We start from the raw sequence: 21,406 nt of genomic DNA on the forward strand, positions 1-21,406 counted from the left end.
AATATGGATTTCTTCCGTTTTTTGATGAACGACGTACTGGCAGAGCCTGCGATTTTAGTCGGGCTAATTTCATTAATTGGTTTGGTAATGCAGAAACAGCCTGTGACGGAGTGCATCAAAGGAACAGTAAAAACTATACTTGGATTCGTTATCTTAGGTGCAGGAGCGGGCCTGATAGTGACTTCATTAGGTGGATTTGCCACTATCTTTCAAGATACCTTTGGTATTCAGGGAGTTGTACCAAATAATGAAGCTATCGTCTCGATAGCGCAGAAAAGTTTTGGTAAAGAGATGGCGATGATTATGTTCTTTGCTATGGTGATTAACATTCTAATTGCCCGTTTCACACCTTGGAAATTCATCTTCTTGACCGGGCATCACACTTTATTTATGTCGATGATGGTGGCGGTTATTCTTTCTGTAGCAGGAATAAATAGCACGATGCTGGTTGTGATCGGCTCAATTGTTGTTGGTATTTCAATGGTATTTTTTCCAGCGATTGCTCATCCTTATATGAAAAAAGTGACAGGCGCTGATGATGTGGCACTTGGTCATTTCTCAACACTTTCTTACGTCTTGGCGGGGTTTATTGGCAGCAAATTGGGTAATAAAGCGCATTCTACGGAAGAGATGAACGTACCTAAAAGTTTATTATTTCTGCGCGATACTTCTGTCGCCATCGCTTTAACTATGGCGATTATTTTTATTATCACCTGTTTATTTGCTGATCAGGAATTAGTCCGACAAGTCAGCGGTGGAAAAAACAGAGTGATGTATTCACTGATGCAATCAATCACATTTGCAGCGGGTGTTTATATCATTTTGCAAGGCGTCAGAATGGTGATTGCTGAGATCGTACCTGCATTTAAGGGTATTTCCGACAAATTAGTACCAAATGCCAAACCTGCACTGGATTGTCCAGTGGTTTTTCCTTATGCACCAAATGCTGTTCTGATTGGCTTCCTGAGCAGTTTTATTGCCGGTGTTGTTGGCATGTTTATTCTCTATTTGTTGAGCATGACTGTGATTATTCCCGGTGTTGTCCCTCATTTCTTTGTTGGTGCAACCGCGGGTGTTTTCGGCAATGCAATGGGAGGAAGGCGAGGGGCGATCCTTGGAGCGTTTGCTCAAGGGTTATTGATTACATTTCTGCCTGTATTCTTGTTGCCTGTTCTGGGAAGTATCGGTATTGCTAATACCACATTCAGTGATGCGGATTTTAGCGTAGTAGGGATTTTATTGGGGATGATTGTTCGTTAATTTTCTAACTTTGAATCAAAAATACCCTTGTCCATGCTGCTAAAATAGAGTTTTAGACTCACCTGGTAATATGAAATAGAGGCTGGACGAATGGAGAACTATAAAAAATATACTATGGATAAGACCGATCGAATATTACAACCTGCCATTGGCGGCGAATTAATATTATTAAGTAATATAGTATTTTCACAAGAAGGCAGATTTGAATTATTGGAAAAAATAGATGATTGGGAAAATCGGGGTGATTAAGCGAGCGACAGCGTAAACAACAAAAAACCACCGTTGAAGCGTTCTGGTGTGCCATATAACACCATCAGGAAATTATGAATCCGTGATGTCATTTGCCAATACTGATGATAGAGACATCGATCTTATTACACTCGGCCAAGAAGCCGTTAAAGAATTTGAAGGAACAAATTCTGATTTTATTGAGTATTTAATGAATGCCAGTGGCTCCGGTGGTGTGCGCCCTAAGCTTAAGTGGCATTATGGCCTGATATATATCATTAATTGCTACTATGGTAATAATTTTTAAGAAGGTATTGAAATAAGTACTTTAATCTGGATGCAGATATCTTTTAAAATTATTTTCTATAATCCTAAAATTAAGAATAGCTGTATTATTTACTTCAACCATTTATTAACAAATTCTTCCAATGACACGGGACAATCAAAATAATACCCCTGCAAATAGTTTATGGAATGGTCTCTTAGTTGATCCACCTGTTTTTGGTTTTCAATGCCTTCTGCCACAATTTCTAAATTCAGTCGCAATGCTAAGTCAATGATATTTTCAACAATATGCTTCGAAATCATATCCGTATTCATTTTGCTGATGAAGTTATGACCTATCTTCACCATATTAACATTCAATTTTTGTAAATATGTGTGGTTTGAATAACCTGTGCCGAAATCATCTAAAGCGATTAATACACCTAATTCATCTAATTTATTAAATAGTTTAATCGAGTACTCATCCGGCTCCAGTAATTCTCTTTCTGTAATTTCTAATATCAACCGGACAGAATTCTCAGGGAATGCTCGTAGAAAATCACGACAATCATCTAATAAGCTGGCTTCTTTATAATGTTTTGCACTGATATTGAAACTAAAATGAAAGTTTTTAGGTAGCTGATGGGTAAGCGGAACAAAGAAATTCCGTACTTGCGTGATTAAATTACGTGTTAGAGGAACAATCAAATCTGATTTCTCAATTTGCACGATAAAATCTTTTGGTGTCAATAGCCCCTGTGCAGGATGTTGCCAGCGTACAAGGATCTCACATCCGATGATGGTGTCACTTTGGCTACAAATAATAGGTTGTATATAAGGGATAAATTGTTTATTTTTAATGGATTTTTTTAATTGATATGTCGGAATAATAACAGTTTTAGTGTATTGATATAAAAAGATGGTGGATAAGAGCATGAATATTGCCAATGAAAGCAAAACGCCCTCCAGCTCCATATCAGGCTTGATATTATTCTGATAATTGGAAAATACTTTCCATAATATATTGCCAACACTTAATGTGATGACGATGAATAATACCACAAATACCCGATACAATGTTCGGTATGATTTAAAATTCAGCCCCATCATTTCTCCTTTTTGATAAAGCCCATTACCCAACAGTAGACTTACCGTCTAATTTTGTAAAATTCTGTGAGCTTGTTGTTTATAAAAAATAGTTTTCTGTTTGAAAAAACAACGTCGGCTATCTTACAGGAAGATATTGAATACAGGAAATATATATAGCTGTATGGCGAGGATCGGCTAATAGATTGCGTAATTGATGGGTTATTATTGCCATCCTTGGCGAAATAATTAAATTATTTTATTGATTAATGCCAATCTTTTATCAGATTATTCCTTACTTTATTTATACTCATTGTCTTCCAAGTCGCCGCTTTGTTGGTTGCATCTTGTAATCCATAAGGTATATAAGTGATTTACTGAGCAGTAATCACAATCGCTACACGGCGGTTTTCTGCCCGGCTTTTTGAGCTGCGGTTATCTGTAATAGGTTGGCTTGGCCCCAAACCACGGGTTTTCAGGTTGGATCTTTGCATTCCTCCACGTGTCAGGGCATCCGCAACAGTGTTAGCCCGCTTTAGTGAGAGCTGGTTGTTATAGCTCAATTCACCATAATTGTCTGTATGACCATCCAGGCGTGCGTGATGAATACCGACTTTAGATAAAGCCGCCGCCAGTTCTATCAGCTTTGCTTCACCTTCAGGACGTAAATGATATTGATTATTACCGAAGAGCACTTTTTCTGACATGCCAAACAGCCATCCTTCGTCAGTTTGATGAAATCCCTGCTGTTTAAGGATTGTGATCTGTTCTGCCGTTAGGTTTCCTTTATTCTGGCAGGCATTAAGGAGAAGAGGAGTAATAAATGCAATCACAAATATAAAAACACGGTTTTTTATCATGATGAATTCCTGGATAAATAGTTTATTTTTGTTGTATCAACGGAATACCAGCCACCACCTCGTTGTTTGATGTGATACATGGCAGCATCTGCTTCAGAGAGTAGTTGTTCTGCTGTCAAATCACCATTTGACAGGGCGATACCAATACTGAGTGTGATACGCAGGTGTTGGCCACTGGGGAGCTGAATTGGAGTGTCCATGGCGTGGATAATATTTTTTGCGATTCTTTCTGCATCTTCCAAATTGGCTGAAGGTAATAAAATAGCGAACTCATCACCACCAAGACGAGCGACAGTATCCGTTTTTCGTACTTTCATTTTTAAGGTATCAGCTATTGTGATCAGGACGTGATCACCTGCTGCATGTCCATAGACGTCATTAACATATTTTAATCGGTTGCCATCAATAAATAAGATCACTGCGCTTTCACGCATGAATTTATCATTCATCACAGTCGATAATACGCGTTCAAAAGTGGCTCTATTGGGTAACCCTGTAAGGGAATCATGTTGAGCCTGCCATGCCAATGCTGCTTTTTCAGTTTGTAAATGGTGTTGCCATTCTTCCAATTCTTCAAGCAGATGGTTAAAAACCTGACTTAATTCATGAAGTTCTGCAATTTTGGCGGAAGGAACACGTTGTGAAAAAGCACGTCGTTGCCGGACATCATGGGCAACACCAGCAATGTTTTGTAATGTCCTGACAATACCATCGTGCATACGCAGGGAGAGATAGAGTGAAAGTATGGCGCTAATCAGTAAACAAGCAAATAGTACCAATAAGGCTTGATAGATAAATTTGATGATGTGTTCACTATTGCCGATTAACCAAACCGAACCCACCTGTTGTTGATGGTGATATATGGGAAAAGTGATCGGCTCAGGGAAAATCCAATATTCAAGCAGTTTCTTGAAATTACCGGTTCGCGTTGTTTTATTGGCTTGCCAGCTCGCCAAAATTTGATTTTTGGCATCGAAAATTTTCGCTTCTGTAAAATTATTATGAGCCGCAATCATCTCCAATATTTCGTTCGCGGCTGTTTTATCATTAAATACAACCGCAGCCTGAACGGTATGAGCTATTGTTGATGAGGTCTGCTTTAAGTTATTTTCAGCATATTTCTGCATGGCAACTAGCGCCAGTAATGAAAGAAACAGGCCGACAACGGATAATGTAACAAAAGTAATGATCAAATGAATACGATGAACAGCTTGACGTAAGGTCGGGCGTGATGGCATTAGTGAATAACGCTTTTTCATACAGTTATTCCGCCTTGCGAGCCAATTGCAGGACATTTGGATCTACGCGTACACCACTGCGTGTCAAAATATCGAGATTAAGGTTAAACGTCGTTTGTGTACTGTCAATATTAAGACAAAATGCACTACCGATTTCACAATGTTGGTTTTGTTCAGCAATTGTGAGAAGTGGTTTGCTATTTTTTTGACTAATCACTTGATGTTGAAGTATAGGGTCAATTTGACCGTAATAAACAATATCACATTTCTCTAATAATTTTTCTGCGTTGAAGTTCAGAATTTCTACTTGTAATTTTGTATCATCAGTGGGCATATTGATGTTGGCTAAGACATCAATGTAATTAGATGGTGCGACCAGACACAAATGTAGCGTTGAACGTGTGACGGGCCAGTGTGTATAACTGATAATACCAGAAACGACACGTACAACGTTTTCATTGAGTTTTATTTTTTCTTTAGCATCAGGCATGGCTGTTACTATTGAATTACACATCACAATGGTTAAGCAAAAAATCGTTAGTACCCGTAGAAATACTTTGGAAACGTAACGTCTAACAATACAATGAGTCCATTCAGTCAAGCACATAACAAGTTCCAGTATTTGCTTTTCATTTAATCCAGATAACAAAATTATTGATGGAATATACCCTCAATTAGAACCTATCTCATCATAGTGTTTTTGCAAGTGTTATAATTATCAGACACAAGTAGCATTTGGCTGAGATAGGTTGCAAAATGTTTAAGCGATAGGAAGTTTTAATTTCCTTGCTAATTATTTGCTGACTAATTGATTTGATTTTTCAGTTATTCCTATTATATGTCCATGGGTATTATAAGTGATACTGGAAACTTTGCCTTGATTTAGTCTGTTCATTAATTGCGGTTCTAAAGAAAAACTCTTTGCCAATTCTTCATTATTTAATACAGGTCGATGGCGGCGACGTTCTATACGAAAGCGGATTTGATTGTATCTCGCCCACCCGATCAACAGGAGTGAATTAAATATGGCGATGATAATATAAAGTACAATTGAACTTACTTCTGAGGTAAATACAGACGTAACAGGTTTTGGGCCATGATGGGGCGAATTAAATAGCCCCACTATGAATAAATAGGTAAATCCAGCCCACGCTATAATGGTGAGTATAATATCAATAAGACGAGGTAATAATCTTTGTTCTGTAAATATCAACGGATCTTTCATTATTCTATTCTCTCTATTCCACGATCAGGGCTTTCCCAACGGGCACGTTTCCGGCGTACTTTAAGCATGACTTTGGGGAAAGATACAAGTGTAGTGAACAGATTCAGCATCCAGTACACCATTGGATACCAAATCACCCAGAAAAGTGATGATGCAACGTGTTTTTCATAACGTCGTTCAATGACCAGACTGACAATAAATTGGATCAGGCAAGTTACGGCTAATACCAACCCTGTATATCCAGGCGGGAAGAGTGTATAGACGCGGATATTTTCGGGTAATGTGACAAACATGCCGAGGAAAAACAAAATAATTGAGAGGGCAAAGGTAAATGACCAAATGACGGAACAGCAGAATTCCGTAAATAATACCCACATACGGCGATATTCCCATGACCAGAGTTTACGCAGGTTTTTGAGAAATACTTCAGCTCCGCCCTGTGCCCAGCGTAGCCTCTGTTTCCATAACCCCCGGAGAGTTTCGGGCATCAGAATCCAACAGACAGCGCGAGGCTCGAAGAAGATAGACCAGTGGTGTAATTGTAGCTGCCAACTGACGTCAATATCTTCGGTAATCATATCATTGCTCCAATAGCCGACATCAGCAAGAGCACGGCGGTTAAAGGCGGCAACAACGCCAGAAACGGTAAATACCTGACCATAAACCCGTTGGGTACGCTTGATTAAGCCTATGATAGAAGAAAACTCACCTACTTGAATCCGGCCAATCAAGGTAGAACGGGTACGGACACGAGGGTTGCCTGTGACCGCACCAACACGAGGGTGATCGATCATGGGTTTTACCATCCATACTGCTGCGTCGCGATCTAGCAGAGCATCGCCGTCAATACAGACCAGATAATCACTGCTGGCAGCGGCAGCTCCTGCCTGAAGCGCTGTAGCTTTCCCCTGATTTTGTTCTAAGTGTATTACTTTCAAGGCGCTATGCTGTTTAGCCATCTCATTGAGTTCATGGGCAGTACTGTCAGTTGAACCATCATTGATTGCGATCACTTCAATGTGAGGATAACGCTGGTTTAGTGCTGCCCGTAATGTTTCGCGCACATTTGGCCCTTCGTTATAGCAAGGGATCAAAATAGATATCAGGGGTTCCCCTTCCAAGTGGGGAGGGACGTCGTTTTTTTTCCAGTGTCTTTCACGATAGAACCAGAAATAAATGCCTCCTGAGATCCAGATAGCAGACATGAATAATGGCCAGAAAAACACAAAATGCAGCATAACCTCACCTGTAAAGGTGATGGCGATACCGACCGGAATGCTCAATACAATGCAGAGCACAATAAAAGCAAGAATACGATCAATCATTTAGTGGATACCATTCTGGAGAAAGAACAGGACGGATTTTGTTCATTTCTGGTTGGTTATTAAGAAAGTCATCAGGGTAGTAACCAAAATTTTGTGCGCCATTCAGTTGTAATTGACGCATCCATTCAGCCATTTGTTCGCCTGGTATCGCTCTTTTATTTAATGGTTTTCGCCAGTCAACAGCCTGAAGCTCAAAAACTGTTTTATCCAGTGCTTCCGGGCGTTGGGCAACAGCTTTCACTAAACGGGATAGCCACTGATTACTTTCTGATAGCGATATTTTTTCCATTAATGGCATTGCCATTGGTGCAACCCAATCATAATGGGTAAGAAAATCGTCCAGATTTTGAGCAAGCCACTCTTCACTATCTGGCTCCAGAATAGGCAGGGCGAAAATATTACGGGCCGTTTTTACTTGATAACCACGGACTGATTTAACGGTTTGAGTCAATTCTTGGGTGAACTCAGTCAGATATCGGCTCTTGAAACGGCTCCAACGGGCAAACTGTTCCGGAGCCTGACGAATTTCGGCAACAGATGCTGGAAAACCAGCTTGTTGATAAACGTTAATTGCATCCGGACTGGCATCTTCAAAGTCTGACATGACAGCATCATCGTGATACAGCACACCCTGAAATATGGAATGAGCAGCTAAGTCTTGGTAAATCTCTTTAATCCTCCGGCGGTTTTCCGGGTTATAAGGAGATAAACGACGATATTGTGTTTTACTCACGGATAACTTGCCATTATCTTCGTTATAGTTCGTTACGCGAGGCAGTGAAGGTTCTAATTCAAATGCCAGAACTGGCATCCACGCATAAACATCAATATTCAACCGACTATGCAGTTGCCAGGAAACCCGGTTAAATAAATCTGCCCGCATCGGTAACCAACGGTTAGGGAAATAAAGCTCATAGATATTGCCATCGCCTTTAGGATCGGCAAATGCTTGCAGGAAGACAGTATTAACACGAAGATCAGCAACACGTTGTACTAGCTGATCGAGATTGCGTGCTTGTTGAATAGGGTCAGGATCATACACATAATCCAGATCAATATGGGCAACACGTAGGATGCGTTTATTCTGAACCTGAATAACCTGTTCAGCGAACTCTTTTAACGTTGGGTTATTAGTGAGCAATATTCGCGGAATGTTATTTAAGTTTTCTGCCTTGGCCAGTCCATTGTCGAGTGTCAGTGCCATTTGATAACCATGACGTTTGGCAATATCCAGAGTAACGCCGCTATCAATGCCGTAAGGCCAGACCCAGACGCGTGGTTTTTTGCCTGTAGCAGAAACGATTCTCTGGGTGATTGTGGCGACATCCTGTTCCATGCGTTGGCGGAATTTCTGATCGCTTTCATATTTACCTGTTTTGGGATCATAGATCCGGATAGCGGCGGCAGGTTCGGTATTGCCTTGTGGATTACCAATAGCACCATAGTGGTGCTGATAGGTATGAGAAGCAATCTCCACCAAACCAGAACGGGACATTTCCGCAATTTGTTCCCAGGTCGTAAAGCGTTCCCGTGATACCTTCAAGCCACCAAAATTCACCGGCTTTCCTGCGGGAACATCAACCCAAATGCCGACTGGTGCCAGAATTGCAGGCCAGTTATAGGCTTTTAGCAAGGGAAAAACTCGGTGATAAAAACTGCTGTAGCCATCATCAAAAGTGAGTAGCACAGCTTTTGGGGGTAATGGGGTTCCTCCCTGATTGGCAACGAGGATCTGATCAACGGTAATAGGTTGATAGCCATTTGCGCGCAGCCAGGCAAATTGTTCGTTCAGCGCACTGGTACGAACTGACATAAATCGTTGATCAGCTCCGTCATCTTCAACATCATGGTAAGCCAGTACGACGAAACCATTGTGAGGCCAGGGGCGCTCATTCATGGACAAAGGGCGCTCTGCTGGTGGAACGAATTCTGGTTTTTCAGCATAGGCCATGATGCTGAGTTGCGAAATAAACAGGCTAACCAGCAAAGCTGAAATCATTAACCAATAGCGAATTACGTTGAAAGTCATAAAAAATCCTTTAGAACCGATAGATCAAATCAAAAGCAGCTTGCAGGTTTTTTTCACGTTTACCGTCATAAGGGCGTTTATCCAGCGTGATCCTCACGCCTGCATCCACAACATCATTCCACTTAATACGTTGCCCATAACTCACGGTCGTTATCAGCCCCCCGCCATACCCGTTCTGCCAGTATTCACCGATACCAGCCGCGAGCTGCTGACTCCAAACGGTTTGGTAATGCCGATACATGATGTGGTCGGCTTCCAATACTGGCAGGAAGGTAAAATCATTTTTTGGATTGAAATAAGGGGTATTTTGTTTGCTGTTATGTGTCGTACTGATTTCCAGTGTGGCATCGAGTTTCAGGTAAGGTGCTGTGTAGATGCGTTGCATACCGTCAATAGCATATGCAAAGCGATTATTGCCATCAGAAAAAAATGAAGGAGCAAAACGAGCTGTCCACTGGCTGCGCTCACTGTGTCTCCAACGGGTATAAAGTTGCCCGCCATTGGCGTAGATATTATTGGTTAATGCCCGTAAAGGAGTATTACGAGCCAGACGTTCCGCTGAACCTCCCAAACGCCATTGGTCATTTAAATCATACCATCCGGCAAAACGCAGACCGACTTTATTGCCATGACGATAATGACGGCCAGAAACTTCGCCTTCCAGCCAAATATCCCGTGCCCGCCATTCTATACCACCACGTAAATCACGGTTTAAGCCACGGCCTTCACTGAATTGGCTGCGGTTATAAGCACCGCCAGCAAACAAGCGCCAATTATCATGAATAGGAGGGCTATAAATGACAAGATCAATGTCTGAACTACTTTTACCACTCGTGGGGCTGTCTGAATCAATACCCTGATTAACTCTGACACGCAGTTCTGACATGTGATGAACATTACGCAGACGATTAAAACGTTTGGCCAGCATATTTTCAGGGGCGCGGGTGATGACATCATCAGACAGCAGATCGACTTGTCGCCATTCTTGTAATGCTAAAGCGGTATAGCCTTGCTGAATTTCCAATGACAAATTACGGTGATCAAGTCCCTCGATTTGTTTCAGTTCCCTTTCTGCCTGACGTGGCCAGCCACGATCCAGCCAGACGGCTGCCAGATCAATACGTAATTTCTGATTACCAGGAGCGGTACGAGCCAAATGGGTAAAACGTCTTTCTGCTTCGGGAAGATATTCATGCAGTTGGGCTGATTCAGCCAAAAACTGTTGCCCTTGCAACCAGTTGTCGTTAGGCACCCGGATTGGAGAACCGTAAACATTCGTCATATAAGCATTACGTTGCTTGATATTAGTTGCCAGTTGTTGAGCTTCATTAAGGTGTTCACTCTCCACATTGGCATAAAAAAGAACGCTATCATCTTCCTGTGTGATATGGTGCACTGGTGTTTTTTTATCTGGATATTTTCCATTTGGATAATTCAGTGGACGCAGGATATCCCTTGCTTTATCTGGCTGGCGGAGGTTCAGATAGGCAGACGCAGCCCATTTATGCGCGTAATCCGGTATAACGACGTTTTTTTCTGTCTGGGAAGGTTGTTGCAGGCGTAAATACTCTTCAATGAATTCCTGAGTCCGGAAACGGGCAAGCAGTGCGCCGAGGCGATCAATACGAGCACGTCGATAGTCTTGTTGGGCATCTGGTTGTTTCCGCCATTGATTGAGCATATGTTCATAGCGGGCAAGTGCTCTATCAGCGATATCAAATCGTTCTTTTTCACTACGGTTGGGGATCATTGCAAGGCGAACTAACTCTGCCGCAGCGTCAGCTTCCAGTTTGCGTTGTTGGCCGGGGGATAACTGTAATTGTGTGGTGTGTTTTTGTTCCAGTAACCAGGCCGGACCATTCACCCGGTTGTTTTTCAGACTGAACAGATAATCGTGGGTTGTAGCCTTATCTTTGGGGAAACGTTCGTGGGCGATAGTGAGCATCTGCATGGCATCCCATGAGCGCCCGGCGGCTTGATCCACATAGGCTATTAAACGGTAATTAGCAGCACTGGTTTGATGGGACAGTAAGTTTTTTGCCAGGCGACGGGCTTCACTGTCTCGCCTGGCATCTGCCAACGTCATAATCAAACCCGCTTTTATAGCGTGGTTGTGTTTTTCAAGAATTGAAGCCAGGTGCCATAATTGAATGGCTTGATTCCACTGGCGCTGATTGCGATAAGCGCGTGCGGCAGCGGCGATCCCTCTGGCGGGTAATTCCATAGCATGATAGCGTTGCCAAAGATTAATCACTTCATTGTCATGACCCGCCCAGCTTGTGACCTGTAACCAATCAGCTACCTGAGAAGGAGAGAGTTTCCGCCGTTTTTCTTCTTGACGAATATATTCAAGTATGGGGATGGTATTGCCACTTCTGGCTCGTTGAATTAATGCATCATAACCCGCTGTCGCGGCCTCTGTTGTTATTAGACAACTTAGTGATATAAATAACGATAACAGACTATACCGATATCTAAGAAAGCCTATCGGCCTAAAATAAAGATATAACACGGCGTCCCCTTTTTATACTGCTTATTTATTTAAAAAAACAGCAGAATCAGACGAAATAAAATTGAATTTTGATTAAGACAAGCATTTTGTTTCTTCATTTTGGAAGAGGCAAAATAATACGTATTGTGTGGCTTTATATCAATGGGTATTTTTTGAAAAACAATAGACATAACATCAAGGCAATATTGTTTCTTGATTTTATTATGGGTTAATAAGTAATACCTTGTTGTTATTTTTTTATATAAAATAAAGGCATTATATTTAACCTGTTGTTTTTAATTGTTTTTGAGAATTTTCTTATAGTATTTTTAATTTAATATTTATGAATGAAATTAACCACAATAAAAAATGTTAATTATGAATGTGAATATTTTTCATTGCTGATATTTTTGGTGATTATTATCAGTAGGTGATTTGTTTTTTCAAACTTACTTTTGGGTTTTGAGAATGATTTTATTATCTTTTTGCAAGTGAGAATTATATTTTTGGTTTTTAGTGTGATTAAATTCATAAACATTAAATTAGTCATTTTCTGATAACTAAGTTTGGCATGTTAGCCTTGTGTTGTTTATTTTTAGAAATAGGATTCTATCGGTGTCAATAATGTGATTCTTAATATATCACTGATTTATTTAAAGAAAATTTGCAATTATTGATTTGAGTAATAAAAATAGGCAATAAGTCAGTAAAAATGGTGAAGTTATCGTTAGATATTCAGATCAAAACCAACCGCATAAACAATCAGATAAATAATAAGTACTTTAATAATTCCTGGTGACTCGTATAATTTTGCGTTTTATTAAGTTATTAGTGGGGAAGTTTGTGGATCAGATTGCCAATGTTATCGCTGATATATGCGAAATCCTTAATGCCAAAAATGTTAGCGAAGTTGGTATTCAGTCGTTCTGCTTTTCTTGCTTCGACCCCAGAACGACTTTATTACCGCTATCAGTTACAGATATTTACTGAAACATTAGCAGGAACGACGGCAATTTCACCGTGGCTGGTATGCCGGATCTGTGGGGTATTTATGTTTGGCGCAGAATGAATTTGCTGTTTCGTTGTGATGCGCCTATATAAAGGGTGATTTATTGTCATTATGTGCGGGAGCAGGCATTGTTTCTGGCTCTGATCCTGAGCAGGAATGGATAGAAATTGAGAATAAAGCCGCAGGACTACGTTCATTGCTAGGTAACTCAGCAAATGAATAAGTTCATGGAAATAACGTCAATTACATGGCATTTCTTTGAGCTATAACAAAGAAGGCGTTTTTAAGAGAATAAGCGTGAAGAATGTCTTATATAATTCATCTTATTTTTGAAAGAAGTTTTCGAACACTCTATGTCAAACAGCGCACTGAACCGTCGTTGGGCGGAACTTTTACTGGAAGCACTGACTCGTCATGGTCTGCGTCATGTCTGTATTGCTCCTGGTTCTCGTTCCACACCATTGACACTTTCCGTTGTAAAAAAAGCTGCCGCAGAGAACGGTAAACTGGTATGTCATACCCACTTTGATGAAAGAGGGCTAGGTCATCTGGCGCTAGGATTGGCAAAAGCGAGTCAGGAACCCGTTGCTGTTATTGTGACGTCAGGAACCGCAGTGGCTAACCTGTATCCTTCCCTGATTGAGGCCGGATTAACCGGTGAACGGTTGGTTTTTCTCACTGCGGACAGACCACCGGAATTAATCGATTGTGGTGCGAATCAGGCTATTCGCCAGAGTAATATTTTTGCCTCACATCCGGCTCAAACACTTTCTCTGCCACGACCGACCATCGATATTTCAGCCAGTTGGTTGGTTTCTGTCGTTGATAATGCGATGTCAAATCTGAAGCAAGGAGGGCTGCATATCAATTGCCCTTATGCTGAGCCGTTATATGGTGACGATGAAAAATATCAGGCATGGCTGCAAACGCTAGGTAATTGGTGGCAAGGCCACCAGCCGTGGCTTAAGCAATCAGTAACGCACATTATTGCCAAAGTAGCGGATTGGGATTATTGGCGGAAGAAACGCGGTGTCGTACTGGCAGGAAGAATAGGAGCCGAAGAAGGGAAACTTGTTGCACAGTGGGCGAAAGAAATGGGCTGGCCATTGATTGGAGATGTGTTGTCCCAAACAGGTCAACCTTTGCCTTGCGCTGATTTGTGGCTGAACCATCCCTGTACGCAGGAAATCCTGGCAAAAGGGCAGTTGGTTATTCAGTTTGGCTCCAGTCTGACCGGAAAAAGATTATTGCAGTGGCAGGCCAAATGTCAGCCAGAAGAGTATTGGATTATTGACCCTATTATGGGAAGGCTTGATCCCGCTAATCATCAGGGACGTAAGTTTACCTGTCATGTGGCTGATTGGTTACGGTATCACCCCGCTCAAACAGAGATGCCTGATGTTTTTGAGACGAAGGTTTTTGAGACGAAGGTTTCTTGGGCGAGTGAACTGGGGATTTGGTCTGAAAAAGCATTCGGCTGTGTTAGCGCACAATTGGCCGGAAAATTCAGTGAGGCAGCGGTTGCTCATCAGCTACATCAATTATTACCGCAGCAAGGGCAGTTATTTGTCGGCAATAGTTTGATTGTCCGTTTGATTGATGCGTTAGGACAACTCCCTGCGGGTTATCCGGTTTACAGCAATCGTGGTGCAAGTGGAATTGATGGGTTAATAGCGACTTCTGTCGGTGTGCAACGGGCGACCAGTAAGCCGACTTTAGCGATTATTGGCGATATTTCTGCGCTTTATGATTTGAATAGCTTAGCTTTATTGCGGGAAAGCGTTTCACCTATAGTGTTGTTTATCGTAAATAATAATGGCGGCCAAATTTTTTCATTACTGCCTACACCACAGGAAACACGCCAGCGTTTTTACTGTATGCCGCAAAATATCAATTTTAATCACGCTGCCGCCATGTTTGGTTTGAATTATAGTGCGCCACAAAACTGGTCTGAATTGAAACAGTCGTTTGAACAGGCATGGCAGCAAAAAACAGCAACAATCATTGAATTAATCGTGACAGATAACGAAGGTGCGATATGTCTGCAAGAGTTGCTGAAACAGGTGACTGAACTATGAAATTGGCCGGTCAGATAGTCAATGCAGAGACAGTGAATGTAGATAGGAAGAACACATGGCTGGTTTGGTTACATGGTCTGTTGGGACGTGGCAATGAATGGTTGCCCATCGTAACCGCCTGTAACCAATATGCTTCTTTATTGATTGATTTACCCGGTCACGGTGACTCTGCCGATATTACGGCTGTGGGGGATTTTGCAGAGATGAGCAAGCTATTGAACGAAACTTTGCTTGCATATCAGATCCACGATTACTGGTTAATCGGCTATTCACTTGGTGGACGGCTTGCTATGTACTATGCAGTTCAAAACCAGGCAGTTCAAAACCAGGCAGTCCAAAACCAGGCAACTCAAAACAATACGACTCACAGTCACCAAAAAGGATTAAGGGGAATAGTGGTAGAAGGGGGAAATCCGGGGCTGTTTTCCCAGCAGGAGCGCGAGGCCAGATTGTTGCATGACAGGCATTGGGCACAACGTTTTCGTGAAGAATCCATGTCGGCAGTTTTGACTGACTGGTATCAACAACCTGTATTTGCAGATTTGTCACCGGAACAGCGCCTCCGTTTTATTCATCTTCGTAGCCGAAACAAAGGCTGTAGTATTGCTGACATGTTAGAACGTACCTCACTTGGGCACCAGCCTTGGTTAGTGCCTGCATTACAAAAAATAGCAGTGCCTTTTGCTTATTTATGTGGTGAACACGATCAGAAATTTAAAGAAATTGTGAAGCGGTATGCACTGCCATCAAAAATAATTCCCCAGGCTGGACATAATGCTCACAGCAGCAATCCTGCGGGTTTTTCTGCCGCAGTGAACCATTTTTTATCACTTTTTGGTTAAGGAAGTTCAATAATGCTCTATCCAAGCGAAGAAAAATTATATTTCCCGATTGAATGGCAAGATTGTTCCAGCGGGTTTGAAGATATTCTTTATCATAAATCTCCAGACGGTATCGCCAAAATCACGATTAATCGTCCGCAAGTGCGTAATGCTTTCCGTCCTCTGACCGTTAAAGAGATGATTCAGGCACTGTCTGATGCCCGTTATGACGATAGCATTGGCACAATTATCCTGACAGGAATGGGAGAAAAAGCATTCTGTGCGGGAGGTGATCAGAAGATCCGTGGCGATTATGGTGGTTACAGAGATGAAGGCGGAACACATCATCTGAACGTATTAGATTTTCAACGCCAAATCCGTACCTGTCCAAAACCCGTTGTTGCTATGGTTGCCGGATATGCTATCGGTGGAGGGCATGTATTACATCTGATGTGTGATCTGACCATTGCAGCAGACAATGCAATTTTTGGTCAGACAGGCCCTAAAGTGGGTTCATTTGATGGTGGCTGGGGAGCATCTTATATGGCGCGGATTGTGGGGCAGAAAAAAGCCCGTGAAATCTGGTTCTTGTGCCGCCAATACAATGCTCAGGAAGCGCTTGATATGGGATTGGTCAATACTGTTGTTCCTTATTCTGAACTGGAAAAAGAAGCAGTACGCTGGTGCCGTGAAATGCTGGAAAACAGCCCAACAGCATTGCGTTGTCTGAAAGCTGCATTGAATGCGGATTGCGATGGTCAGGCTGGTTTGCAGGAGTTAGCGGGAAATGCCACCATGTTGTTCTATATGACTGAGGAAGGGCAGGAAGGACGTAATGCGTTCAACGAAAAACGTCACCCTGATTTCAGTAAATTTAAACGTAATCCATAATGCGTAAAGCAACCTTATATCAATACAGCCTGCCTATGGAGGCAGGTGTTATCTTACGTTACCAACGTCTGAAAACCCGTGATGGTTTGTTAGTGCATGTGCAGGAAAATGGTAACCATGGTTGGGGAGAAATTGCCCCATTGCCGGAATTTAGTCACGAAACGCTTGAACAAGCCTGCTGTGCTGCGGTGGAATGGTTAACACACTGGTGCCAAAATGAAACAGGGCAAAATAAAGAGCCAGAGCAGAGTGAATTACCTTCTGTCGCATTTGGTATCAGTTGTGCTCTTGCTGAATTACAGGGCGAACTTCCCGCAGAGGCCAATTATCACAAAGCACTATTATGTACGGGGGATCCTGATGATGTGATCTTGCATCTGGGAAAAATAGCCGGGAGGAAAATGGCTAAGGTGAAAGTCGGGCTTTATGAAGCTGTACGGGATGGCATGGTAGTTAATCTCTTACTGGAAGCCGTACCCGATCTACAATTGCGCTTGGATGCCAATCGCAGTTGGACACGAGCGAAAGCTGATGGATTTGCGAAGTATATCAATCCTGATTATCGGCAGCGTATTGCTTTTCTGGAAGAACCTTGTAAAACCCGCGAAGACTCACTGGCATTTGCCCGTGAGACAGGTATTGCCATTGCATGGGATGAAAGTGTTCGTGAAGCAGGTTTCACAGTAGAAGCCCAGGAAGGGGTTACCGCGATCATCATCAAACCGACGTTAGTAGGTAGTATTACCCGTTGTCGCCAATTGATCACCGAAGCTCATCAAGCCGGGTTGGATGCTGTGATAAGCTCAAGTATTGAAACCAGTTTTGGTCTGACACAACTGGCCCGCTTAGCATATTGGCTAACACCAGAGACCCTGCCAGGGCTGGATACACTCAATCTGATTCAATCGCAACTTATCCGTTGCTGGCCAGACAGTGATATGCCTTGTATGGAATTAGACGAACTGGAAGTGATGTGGAATTATGAATTCATTAGTGTCGTTTAATCAATGGCCATGGCATCATTGGGCGGTTTGTTACCCAGAAAAACAGGCAATTTGGTTGTGTGACAACGCAATAACCTGGCAGGAATTGGCAACAAAAATTAACACTATTGCGAATTGCTTCCGGCTACAGGGGGTATCACAAGGTGATGGTGTGATCCTAAGAGGCAAGAACAGTGCAGATCTCTTGTTATGTTATCTTGCTGTTCTGCAATGCGGTGCAAGAGCCTTACCACTCAATCCTCAACTTCCTGAATCGTTGTTGACAGAATTACTTCCTCACCTAAATCTGGCATTTGTGGCTGATTTTACCGGCTTACCTGTATCGGCCATTCAGGCAACGGAACTCAACTGGCAAACTGAGTTTACAGTTATGTCAGGTAAAAAAGTGTCAGGTAAATGTGTTTCATGGGATATCAATCGCCCGGCTAGCATGATCCTGACTTCAGGATCTTCCGGGTTGCCCAAAGCAGTCGTGCATTCTATTGGTGCTCACCTTGCCAGCGCACAGGGTGTCCTTTCACGCATAGATTTCCAGCCGGATCATCGTTGGTTGCTGTCGTTGCCACTATTTCATGTCTCTGGTCAGGGAATACTTTGGCGCTGGCTATTGAAAGGCGCAGAATTGGTATTGCGGGATATGTACTCTCTGGATAAAGCCTTATCGGGTTGCACGCATGCTTCATTAGTACCGACTCAACTGTGGCGCTGGCTTTCCCAACCTCGTAACCATGATCTGACTTTGAAAGATGTGTTATTAGGCGGGGCAATGATACCGTTGGAACTTATTCAACAAGCTGAGCATATTGGGATCCGCTGTTGGTGCGGTTATGGCTTGACTGAAATGGCATCAACAGTCTGTGCAAAACGCGCAGACGGCTTATCGGGAGTAGGAACGCCGTTACCGGGAAAAGAGATCCGTTTGTTGGATGAGGAAATACAGATACGGGCAGACAGTATCGCTATGGGTTATTGGTTTGATGGAAAATTAAAACCATTAGCCAAAGAGGAAGGCTGGTTTCCGACCCGTGACCGGGGTGTTTTTAAACAAGGCGAATTGTGTGTTTTAGGACGTTTTGATAACCAATTTTTCAGTGGTGGTGAAGGTATTCAGCCGGAAGATATTGAGCGTATTATTAATCTGCATCCCCAAATTCAACAAAGTTTTGTTGTTCCAGTGCCTGATACTGAATTTGGGCATCGGCCTGTTGCAGTGATCGAAACACATGATCCTCAACTTACAAAAATACTTGTTAATTGGCTTTCCGATAAACTTGCTACATTCCAACGACCTGTAGCTTGTTATTTGTTACCAGAACATTTGAAAAATGGCGGGATAAAAACTTCACGTCAACAGATCAAAGAATGGGTACTGAAACGATCCAGTGTTTACATATCTTGATGAATCTAAATAGTTTATTACATTCATAATCTATAGTGTTTATTGGATTTCAGTAAAATGGCTCACGAATATTAGCAACGACCATAATTACTGATTGAGAAGAGAGAGAGATATGAAAGGTTTTATTGCTGTCAGTGCAGCCAGTTTGCTCTTTGTGGCAGGTACTGCAAATGCAATTTCTATGAATATAGAAGCAGGAAAACACTATACCAGCGCATCTGCGGGAATTGGTGATAAAAATGCCGGATTGTCCCTCAATGGAAATTGGACTCGCAGTGATCATAATGGCCAGTTAGGAAGCTTGGGGGCTGCTTTTGCTTTGCCAGTTGGTCCGATAACAGCAAGTGTTGGTGGTAAAGCTCTCTACTTGTCACCAAAAGTGGGGAAAGATGGTGCTGCCTTGGCTGGTGGTGTTGGCCTCAGTTGGGAAGTAATGCCTTCTTTGTCATTATACGGTGAGGCTTATGGTGCTCCATCGGGTTTAACTTCTGGCATTGATTCTTATACTGAAGCAACTGGCGGAATTCGTTATATTCTCTTTAAACCAATAACCATTAATGCTGGTTATCGGGTTATTGATTTGAAAGGAAAAAATGGAAATCGCAATAATAAAGTGTCAGACGGTTTTTACATCGGAGTAGGTGCGAGTTTCTAACATATTTTAAATTAGGGTTATCCGCACCATTAAAGATGCGGATAATTATTTACCCCACTTCTGGCAGTATACCTGTGACAATTCCAATCTGAATGACAATTACAGCAAGGCCACAAAGAAAAACTAATATCAATGCGAGGTTACCACCCTTGACACGATATCCACCCTGATTTTCTTCACGGCTGCGCCAAACCAACAGGCAAGGAAGTAACAGAGCCAGAATAGACAGAGCAACAGCAGCGAATGTCAGCGCCATAACAAAGTTAGGGTAAAACAGGGCGCAAAGCATGGGGGGAATAAAAGTCATCAAACCAGTTTGCAAACGTCCTTTGGCGTGGTTACGGCGTTTTAGCAGATCAGCAAGGTAATCAAACAGACCGAGTGAAACCCCAAGGAAGGATGTTGCCAGTGCAAGGTCGGCAAACAGGTGGACAGCAAGTTCTACTTTTGGTGAGGCAACAACTTCTCTGACTGCCTGCAATAAGCCGTTTAAACCAGATTGTTGTGCAAGAATACCGACAAAGGTGTTGGAAGAAATGGCTCCAAGAGTAACCAATTGCCACAGGATGTAAGCGCCCAACGGGATAGCACTACCGATGATAAATATCTTCCGTAGCTTATTTGTATCTCCTTTCATATAGGAAACAATACTTGGCACACTGCCGTGAAACCCGAAGGAAGTAAAAATCACCGGAATCGCAGACAGTACAAGCCCTTTTTCTATTGGCATGGATATTAGATTGATTTTATCAACATGAGGCATCATCACACCGAGCACGACTAGCAGAAAAATGATTTTGGCGGTAAACAGTAGGCGATTAATTAAATCAACAGATTGCGTGCTGATACAGACTACACCTCCGGCAACTATCGTAAACACGATGATCCCGCCAGAAACAGTAATTGTTTTATCCATCCAGGCGGAAAGGCTGACAGCCAACAATTCACCTGCGCCACTGATATAGGCTGTTGTCAGGGCATACATCAGAAATAGCATACTGAAACCTGTTAACACCTGTCCGCCGATCCCCAAATAGCGTTTGGCAATGGTGCCTAAGCCTGTATTGGCTTGATTATGTTGATAAACTTCTACCAGCAAAAGTGCAGTGTAACTCATCAATGCCCATAAAGTGATTAACATGGCGAGTGTTGTTCCAAAACCTACACCTGCCGCAGCCAATGGCATTGCCAGCATCCCAGCTCCAATCGTCGTCCCAGCGACGATAAAAATACTGCCAATAGTGCGATTCCTCACGCGATCCTCGTCTCTGAATATGTTGGAAAAATAGTTATAAGACAGGCAGGGTAAAGGATTGATTTATGGCTGTCAAATTTATAGTACATACGATGTAAATAAATAATTACACTGTATGTCGGTGGAAAGAAAACAATAAAAACGGATAATTTCTTATTGTTGTTTATGGGAGCATGATTTGTATGAAAGAGGAGAGTATTTGGGAGGAAACATAAATTTCAAAGGTAGTTTTCACCTTAACTCGCCATAGTCAGGTTACTACTGCTTTATCATATACAGGATCTTAAG

19 protein-coding genes and 1 pseudogene are annotated in these 21,406 nt (G+C 42.3%); 11 read left to right on the forward strand and 9 right to left on the reverse strand.

Features of this window, described 5'->3' with window-relative positions:
• Nucleotides 1-3: 3 nt before the first annotated feature.
• From AAC147_RS14460 to AAC147_RS14470, 3 genes are all read left to right on the forward strand, one after another.
• Nucleotides 4-1,260, forward strand: a complete 1,257-nt coding sequence (locus AAC147_RS14460; protein ID WP_047682347.1) for a PTS ascorbate transporter subunit IIC — start codon at nucleotides 4-6, stop codon at nucleotides 1,258-1,260.
• 90 nt (nucleotides 1,261-1,350) lie between these two features.
• A complete protein-coding gene (locus tag AAC147_RS14465; protein ID WP_156115369.1) occupies nucleotides 1,351-1,509 on the forward strand; it encodes a hypothetical protein in 159 nt (52 codons plus the stop codon).
• Between the two features lie 82 nt (nucleotides 1,510-1,591).
• Complete coding sequence (locus tag AAC147_RS14470; RefSeq protein WP_246432571.1) at nucleotides 1,592-1,795, forward strand: hypothetical protein; 204 nt, start codon at nucleotides 1,592-1,594, stop codon at nucleotides 1,793-1,795.
• 89 nt (nucleotides 1,796-1,884) lie between these two features.
• Here AAC147_RS14470 and AAC147_RS14475 read toward each other — a convergent pair whose 3' ends face one another.
• The 8 genes from AAC147_RS14475 to pgaA all read right to left on the reverse strand — a co-directional run bounded on the left by AAC147_RS14475 (nucleotide 1,885) and on the right by pgaA (nucleotide 12,027).
• On the reverse strand, nucleotides 1,885-2,892 hold the full coding sequence (locus tag AAC147_RS14475; RefSeq protein ID WP_231571432.1) for an EAL domain-containing protein: 1,008 nt from the start codon (nucleotides 2,890-2,892) through the stop codon (nucleotides 1,885-1,887).
• A gap of 320 nt (nucleotides 2,893-3,212) precedes the next feature.
• Nucleotides 3,213-3,698 (reverse strand): OmpA family protein, encoded by a 486-nt coding sequence (locus AAC147_RS14480; RefSeq protein WP_047682353.1) that lies wholly within the window; start codon nucleotides 3,696-3,698, stop codon nucleotides 3,213-3,215.
• Nucleotides 3,695-4,957 carry a diguanylate cyclase domain-containing protein gene (locus AAC147_RS14485; protein WP_047682355.1) on the reverse strand — a complete coding sequence of 421 codons (1,263 nt, stop codon included), beginning with the start codon at nucleotides 4,955-4,957 and terminating at the stop codon, nucleotides 3,695-3,697. The genes AAC147_RS14480 and AAC147_RS14485 overlap by 4 nt, the downstream gene beginning before the upstream one ends.
• Before the next feature lie 4 nt (nucleotides 4,958-4,961).
• Nucleotides 4,962-5,426: a YfiR family protein gene (locus AAC147_RS14490; RefSeq protein ID WP_047682357.1), complete on the reverse strand. Its 465-nt coding sequence runs from the start codon at nucleotides 5,424-5,426 to the stop codon at nucleotides 4,962-4,964.
• Nucleotides 5,427-5,729: 303 nt separating this feature from the next.
• Nucleotides 5,730-6,161: a poly-beta-1,6-N-acetyl-D-glucosamine biosynthesis protein PgaD gene (gene pgaD, locus AAC147_RS14495; RefSeq protein ID WP_047682359.1), complete on the reverse strand. Its 432-nt coding sequence runs from the start codon at nucleotides 6,159-6,161 to the stop codon at nucleotides 5,730-5,732.
• Complete coding sequence (gene pgaC / locus AAC147_RS14500; RefSeq protein WP_047682363.1) at nucleotides 6,161-7,486, reverse strand: poly-beta-1,6-N-acetyl-D-glucosamine synthase; 1,326 nt, start codon at nucleotides 7,484-7,486, stop codon at nucleotides 6,161-6,163. The genes pgaD and pgaC overlap by 1 nt, the downstream gene beginning before the upstream one ends.
• Nucleotides 7,479-9,515, reverse strand: coding sequence for a poly-beta-1,6-N-acetyl-D-glucosamine N-deacetylase PgaB (pgaB, locus tag AAC147_RS14505; RefSeq protein WP_047682368.1), 2,037 nt, complete (start codon nucleotides 9,513-9,515; stop codon nucleotides 7,479-7,481). The genes pgaC and pgaB overlap by 8 nt, the downstream gene beginning before the upstream one ends.
• A 10-nt stretch (nucleotides 9,516-9,525) precedes the next feature.
• Nucleotides 9,526-12,027: a poly-beta-1,6 N-acetyl-D-glucosamine export porin PgaA gene (gene pgaA / locus AAC147_RS14510; protein ID WP_197056387.1), complete on the reverse strand. Its 2,502-nt coding sequence runs from the start codon at nucleotides 12,025-12,027 to the stop codon at nucleotides 9,526-9,528.
• A gap of 868 nt (nucleotides 12,028-12,895) precedes the next feature.
• Between pgaA and AAC147_RS14515 the strand changes: the two genes are divergently transcribed.
• From AAC147_RS14515 to AAC147_RS14550, 8 genes and pseudogenes are all read left to right on the forward strand, one after another.
• Nucleotides 12,896-13,075: a hypothetical protein gene (locus AAC147_RS14515; RefSeq protein ID WP_156115370.1), complete on the forward strand. Its 180-nt coding sequence runs from the start codon at nucleotides 12,896-12,898 to the stop codon at nucleotides 13,073-13,075.
• Nucleotides 13,020-13,238: pseudogene (locus AAC147_RS14520) on the forward strand (chorismate-binding protein); the annotation flags it as partial. The gene AAC147_RS14515 and the pseudogene AAC147_RS14520, both read left to right, overlap by 56 nt.
• A gap of 130 nt (nucleotides 13,239-13,368) precedes the next feature.
• The gene (menD, locus tag AAC147_RS14525; protein WP_047682372.1) at nucleotides 13,369-15,093 is read left to right on the forward strand and encodes a 2-succinyl-5-enolpyruvyl-6-hydroxy-3-cyclohexene-1-carboxylic-acid synthase; all 1,725 of its coding nucleotides are present in this window, start codon (nucleotides 13,369-13,371) and stop codon (nucleotides 15,091-15,093) included.
• Entirely contained in the window at nucleotides 15,090-15,935 is an 846-nt protein-coding gene (menH, locus tag AAC147_RS14530; protein ID WP_052189569.1) for a 2-succinyl-6-hydroxy-2,4-cyclohexadiene-1-carboxylate synthase, read from the forward strand. The genes menD and menH overlap by 4 nt, the downstream gene beginning before the upstream one ends.
• A gap of 12 nt (nucleotides 15,936-15,947) precedes the next feature.
• On the forward strand, nucleotides 15,948-16,805 hold the full coding sequence (gene menB / locus AAC147_RS14535; protein WP_047682374.1) for a 1,4-dihydroxy-2-naphthoyl-CoA synthase: 858 nt from the start codon (nucleotides 15,948-15,950) through the stop codon (nucleotides 16,803-16,805).
• Complete coding sequence (gene menC, locus AAC147_RS14540) at nucleotides 16,805-17,809, forward strand: o-succinylbenzoate synthase (protein ID WP_047682375.1); 1,005 nt, start codon at nucleotides 16,805-16,807, stop codon at nucleotides 17,807-17,809. The genes menB and menC overlap by 1 nt, the downstream gene beginning before the upstream one ends.
• Nucleotides 17,787-19,208: an o-succinylbenzoate--CoA ligase gene (gene menE, locus AAC147_RS14545; protein ID WP_047682377.1), complete on the forward strand. Its 1,422-nt coding sequence runs from the start codon at nucleotides 17,787-17,789 to the stop codon at nucleotides 19,206-19,208. The genes menC and menE overlap by 23 nt, the downstream gene beginning before the upstream one ends.
• A gap of 112 nt (nucleotides 19,209-19,320) precedes the next feature.
• On the forward strand, nucleotides 19,321-19,863 hold the full coding sequence (locus tag AAC147_RS14550; protein WP_047682379.1) for a YfaZ family outer membrane protein: 543 nt from the start codon (nucleotides 19,321-19,323) through the stop codon (nucleotides 19,861-19,863).
• A gap of 49 nt (nucleotides 19,864-19,912) precedes the next feature.
• On the opposite strand, the gene tyrP is transcribed toward AAC147_RS14550, so the two are convergent.
• Nucleotides 19,913-21,118, reverse strand: coding sequence for a tyrosine transporter TyrP (gene tyrP / locus AAC147_RS14555; RefSeq protein ID WP_047682381.1), 1,206 nt, complete (start codon nucleotides 21,116-21,118; stop codon nucleotides 19,913-19,915).
• Between the last annotated feature and the right edge of the window lie 288 nt (nucleotides 21,119-21,406).

The organism is Xenorhabdus sp. NBAII XenSa04, assembly GCF_963866145.1.
GTDB classification, from domain to species: domain Bacteria; phylum Pseudomonadota; class Gammaproteobacteria; order Enterobacterales; family Enterobacteriaceae; genus Xenorhabdus; species Xenorhabdus indica.

Excerpts from the sequence above, each read along its gene's own strand:
- menH (WP_052189569.1), top strand. The coding sequence starts at position 15,090 with ATGAAATTGGCCGGTCAGATAGTCAATGCAGAGACAGTGAATGTAGAT.
- menB (WP_047682374.1), top strand. The coding sequence starts at position 15,948 with ATGCTCTATCCAAGCGAAGAAAAATTATATTTCCCGATTGAATGGCAA.
- AAC147_RS14515 (WP_156115370.1), top strand. The coding sequence starts at position 12,896 with ATGCCAAAAATGTTAGCGAAGTTGGTATTCAGTCGTTCTGCTTTTCTT.
- menC (WP_047682375.1), top strand. The coding sequence starts at position 16,805 with ATGCGTAAAGCAACCTTATATCAATACAGCCTGCCTATGGAGGCAGGT.
- menD (WP_047682372.1), top strand. The coding sequence starts at position 13,369 with ATGTCAAACAGCGCACTGAACCGTCGTTGGGCGGAACTTTTACTGGAA.
- pgaB (WP_047682368.1), bottom strand. The coding sequence starts at position 9,515 with ATGACTTTCAACGTAATTCGCTATTGGTTAATGATTTCAGCTTTGCTG.
- AAC147_RS14465 (WP_156115369.1), top strand. The coding sequence starts at position 1,351 with ATGGAGAACTATAAAAAATATACTATGGATAAGACCGATCGAATATTA.
- pgaC (WP_047682363.1), bottom strand. The coding sequence starts at position 7,486 with ATGATTGATCGTATTCTTGCTTTTATTGTGCTCTGCATTGTATTGAGC.
- AAC147_RS14480 (WP_047682353.1), bottom strand. The coding sequence starts at position 3,698 with ATGATAAAAAACCGTGTTTTTATATTTGTGATTGCATTTATTACTCCT.
- AAC147_RS14485 (WP_047682355.1), bottom strand. The coding sequence starts at position 4,957 with ATGAAAAAGCGTTATTCACTAATGCCATCACGCCCGACCTTACGTCAA.
- AAC147_RS14550 (WP_047682379.1), top strand. The coding sequence starts at position 19,321 with ATGAAAGGTTTTATTGCTGTCAGTGCAGCCAGTTTGCTCTTTGTGGCA.
- pgaD (WP_047682359.1), bottom strand. The coding sequence starts at position 6,161 with ATGAAAGATCCGTTGATATTTACAGAACAAAGATTATTACCTCGTCTT.
- menE (WP_047682377.1), top strand. The coding sequence starts at position 17,787 with ATGAATTCATTAGTGTCGTTTAATCAATGGCCATGGCATCATTGGGCG.
- AAC147_RS14460 (WP_047682347.1), top strand. The coding sequence starts at position 4 with ATGGATTTCTTCCGTTTTTTGATGAACGACGTACTGGCAGAGCCTGCG.
- AAC147_RS14490 (WP_047682357.1), bottom strand. The coding sequence starts at position 5,426 with ATGCCTGATGCTAAAGAAAAAATAAAACTCAATGAAAACGTTGTACGT.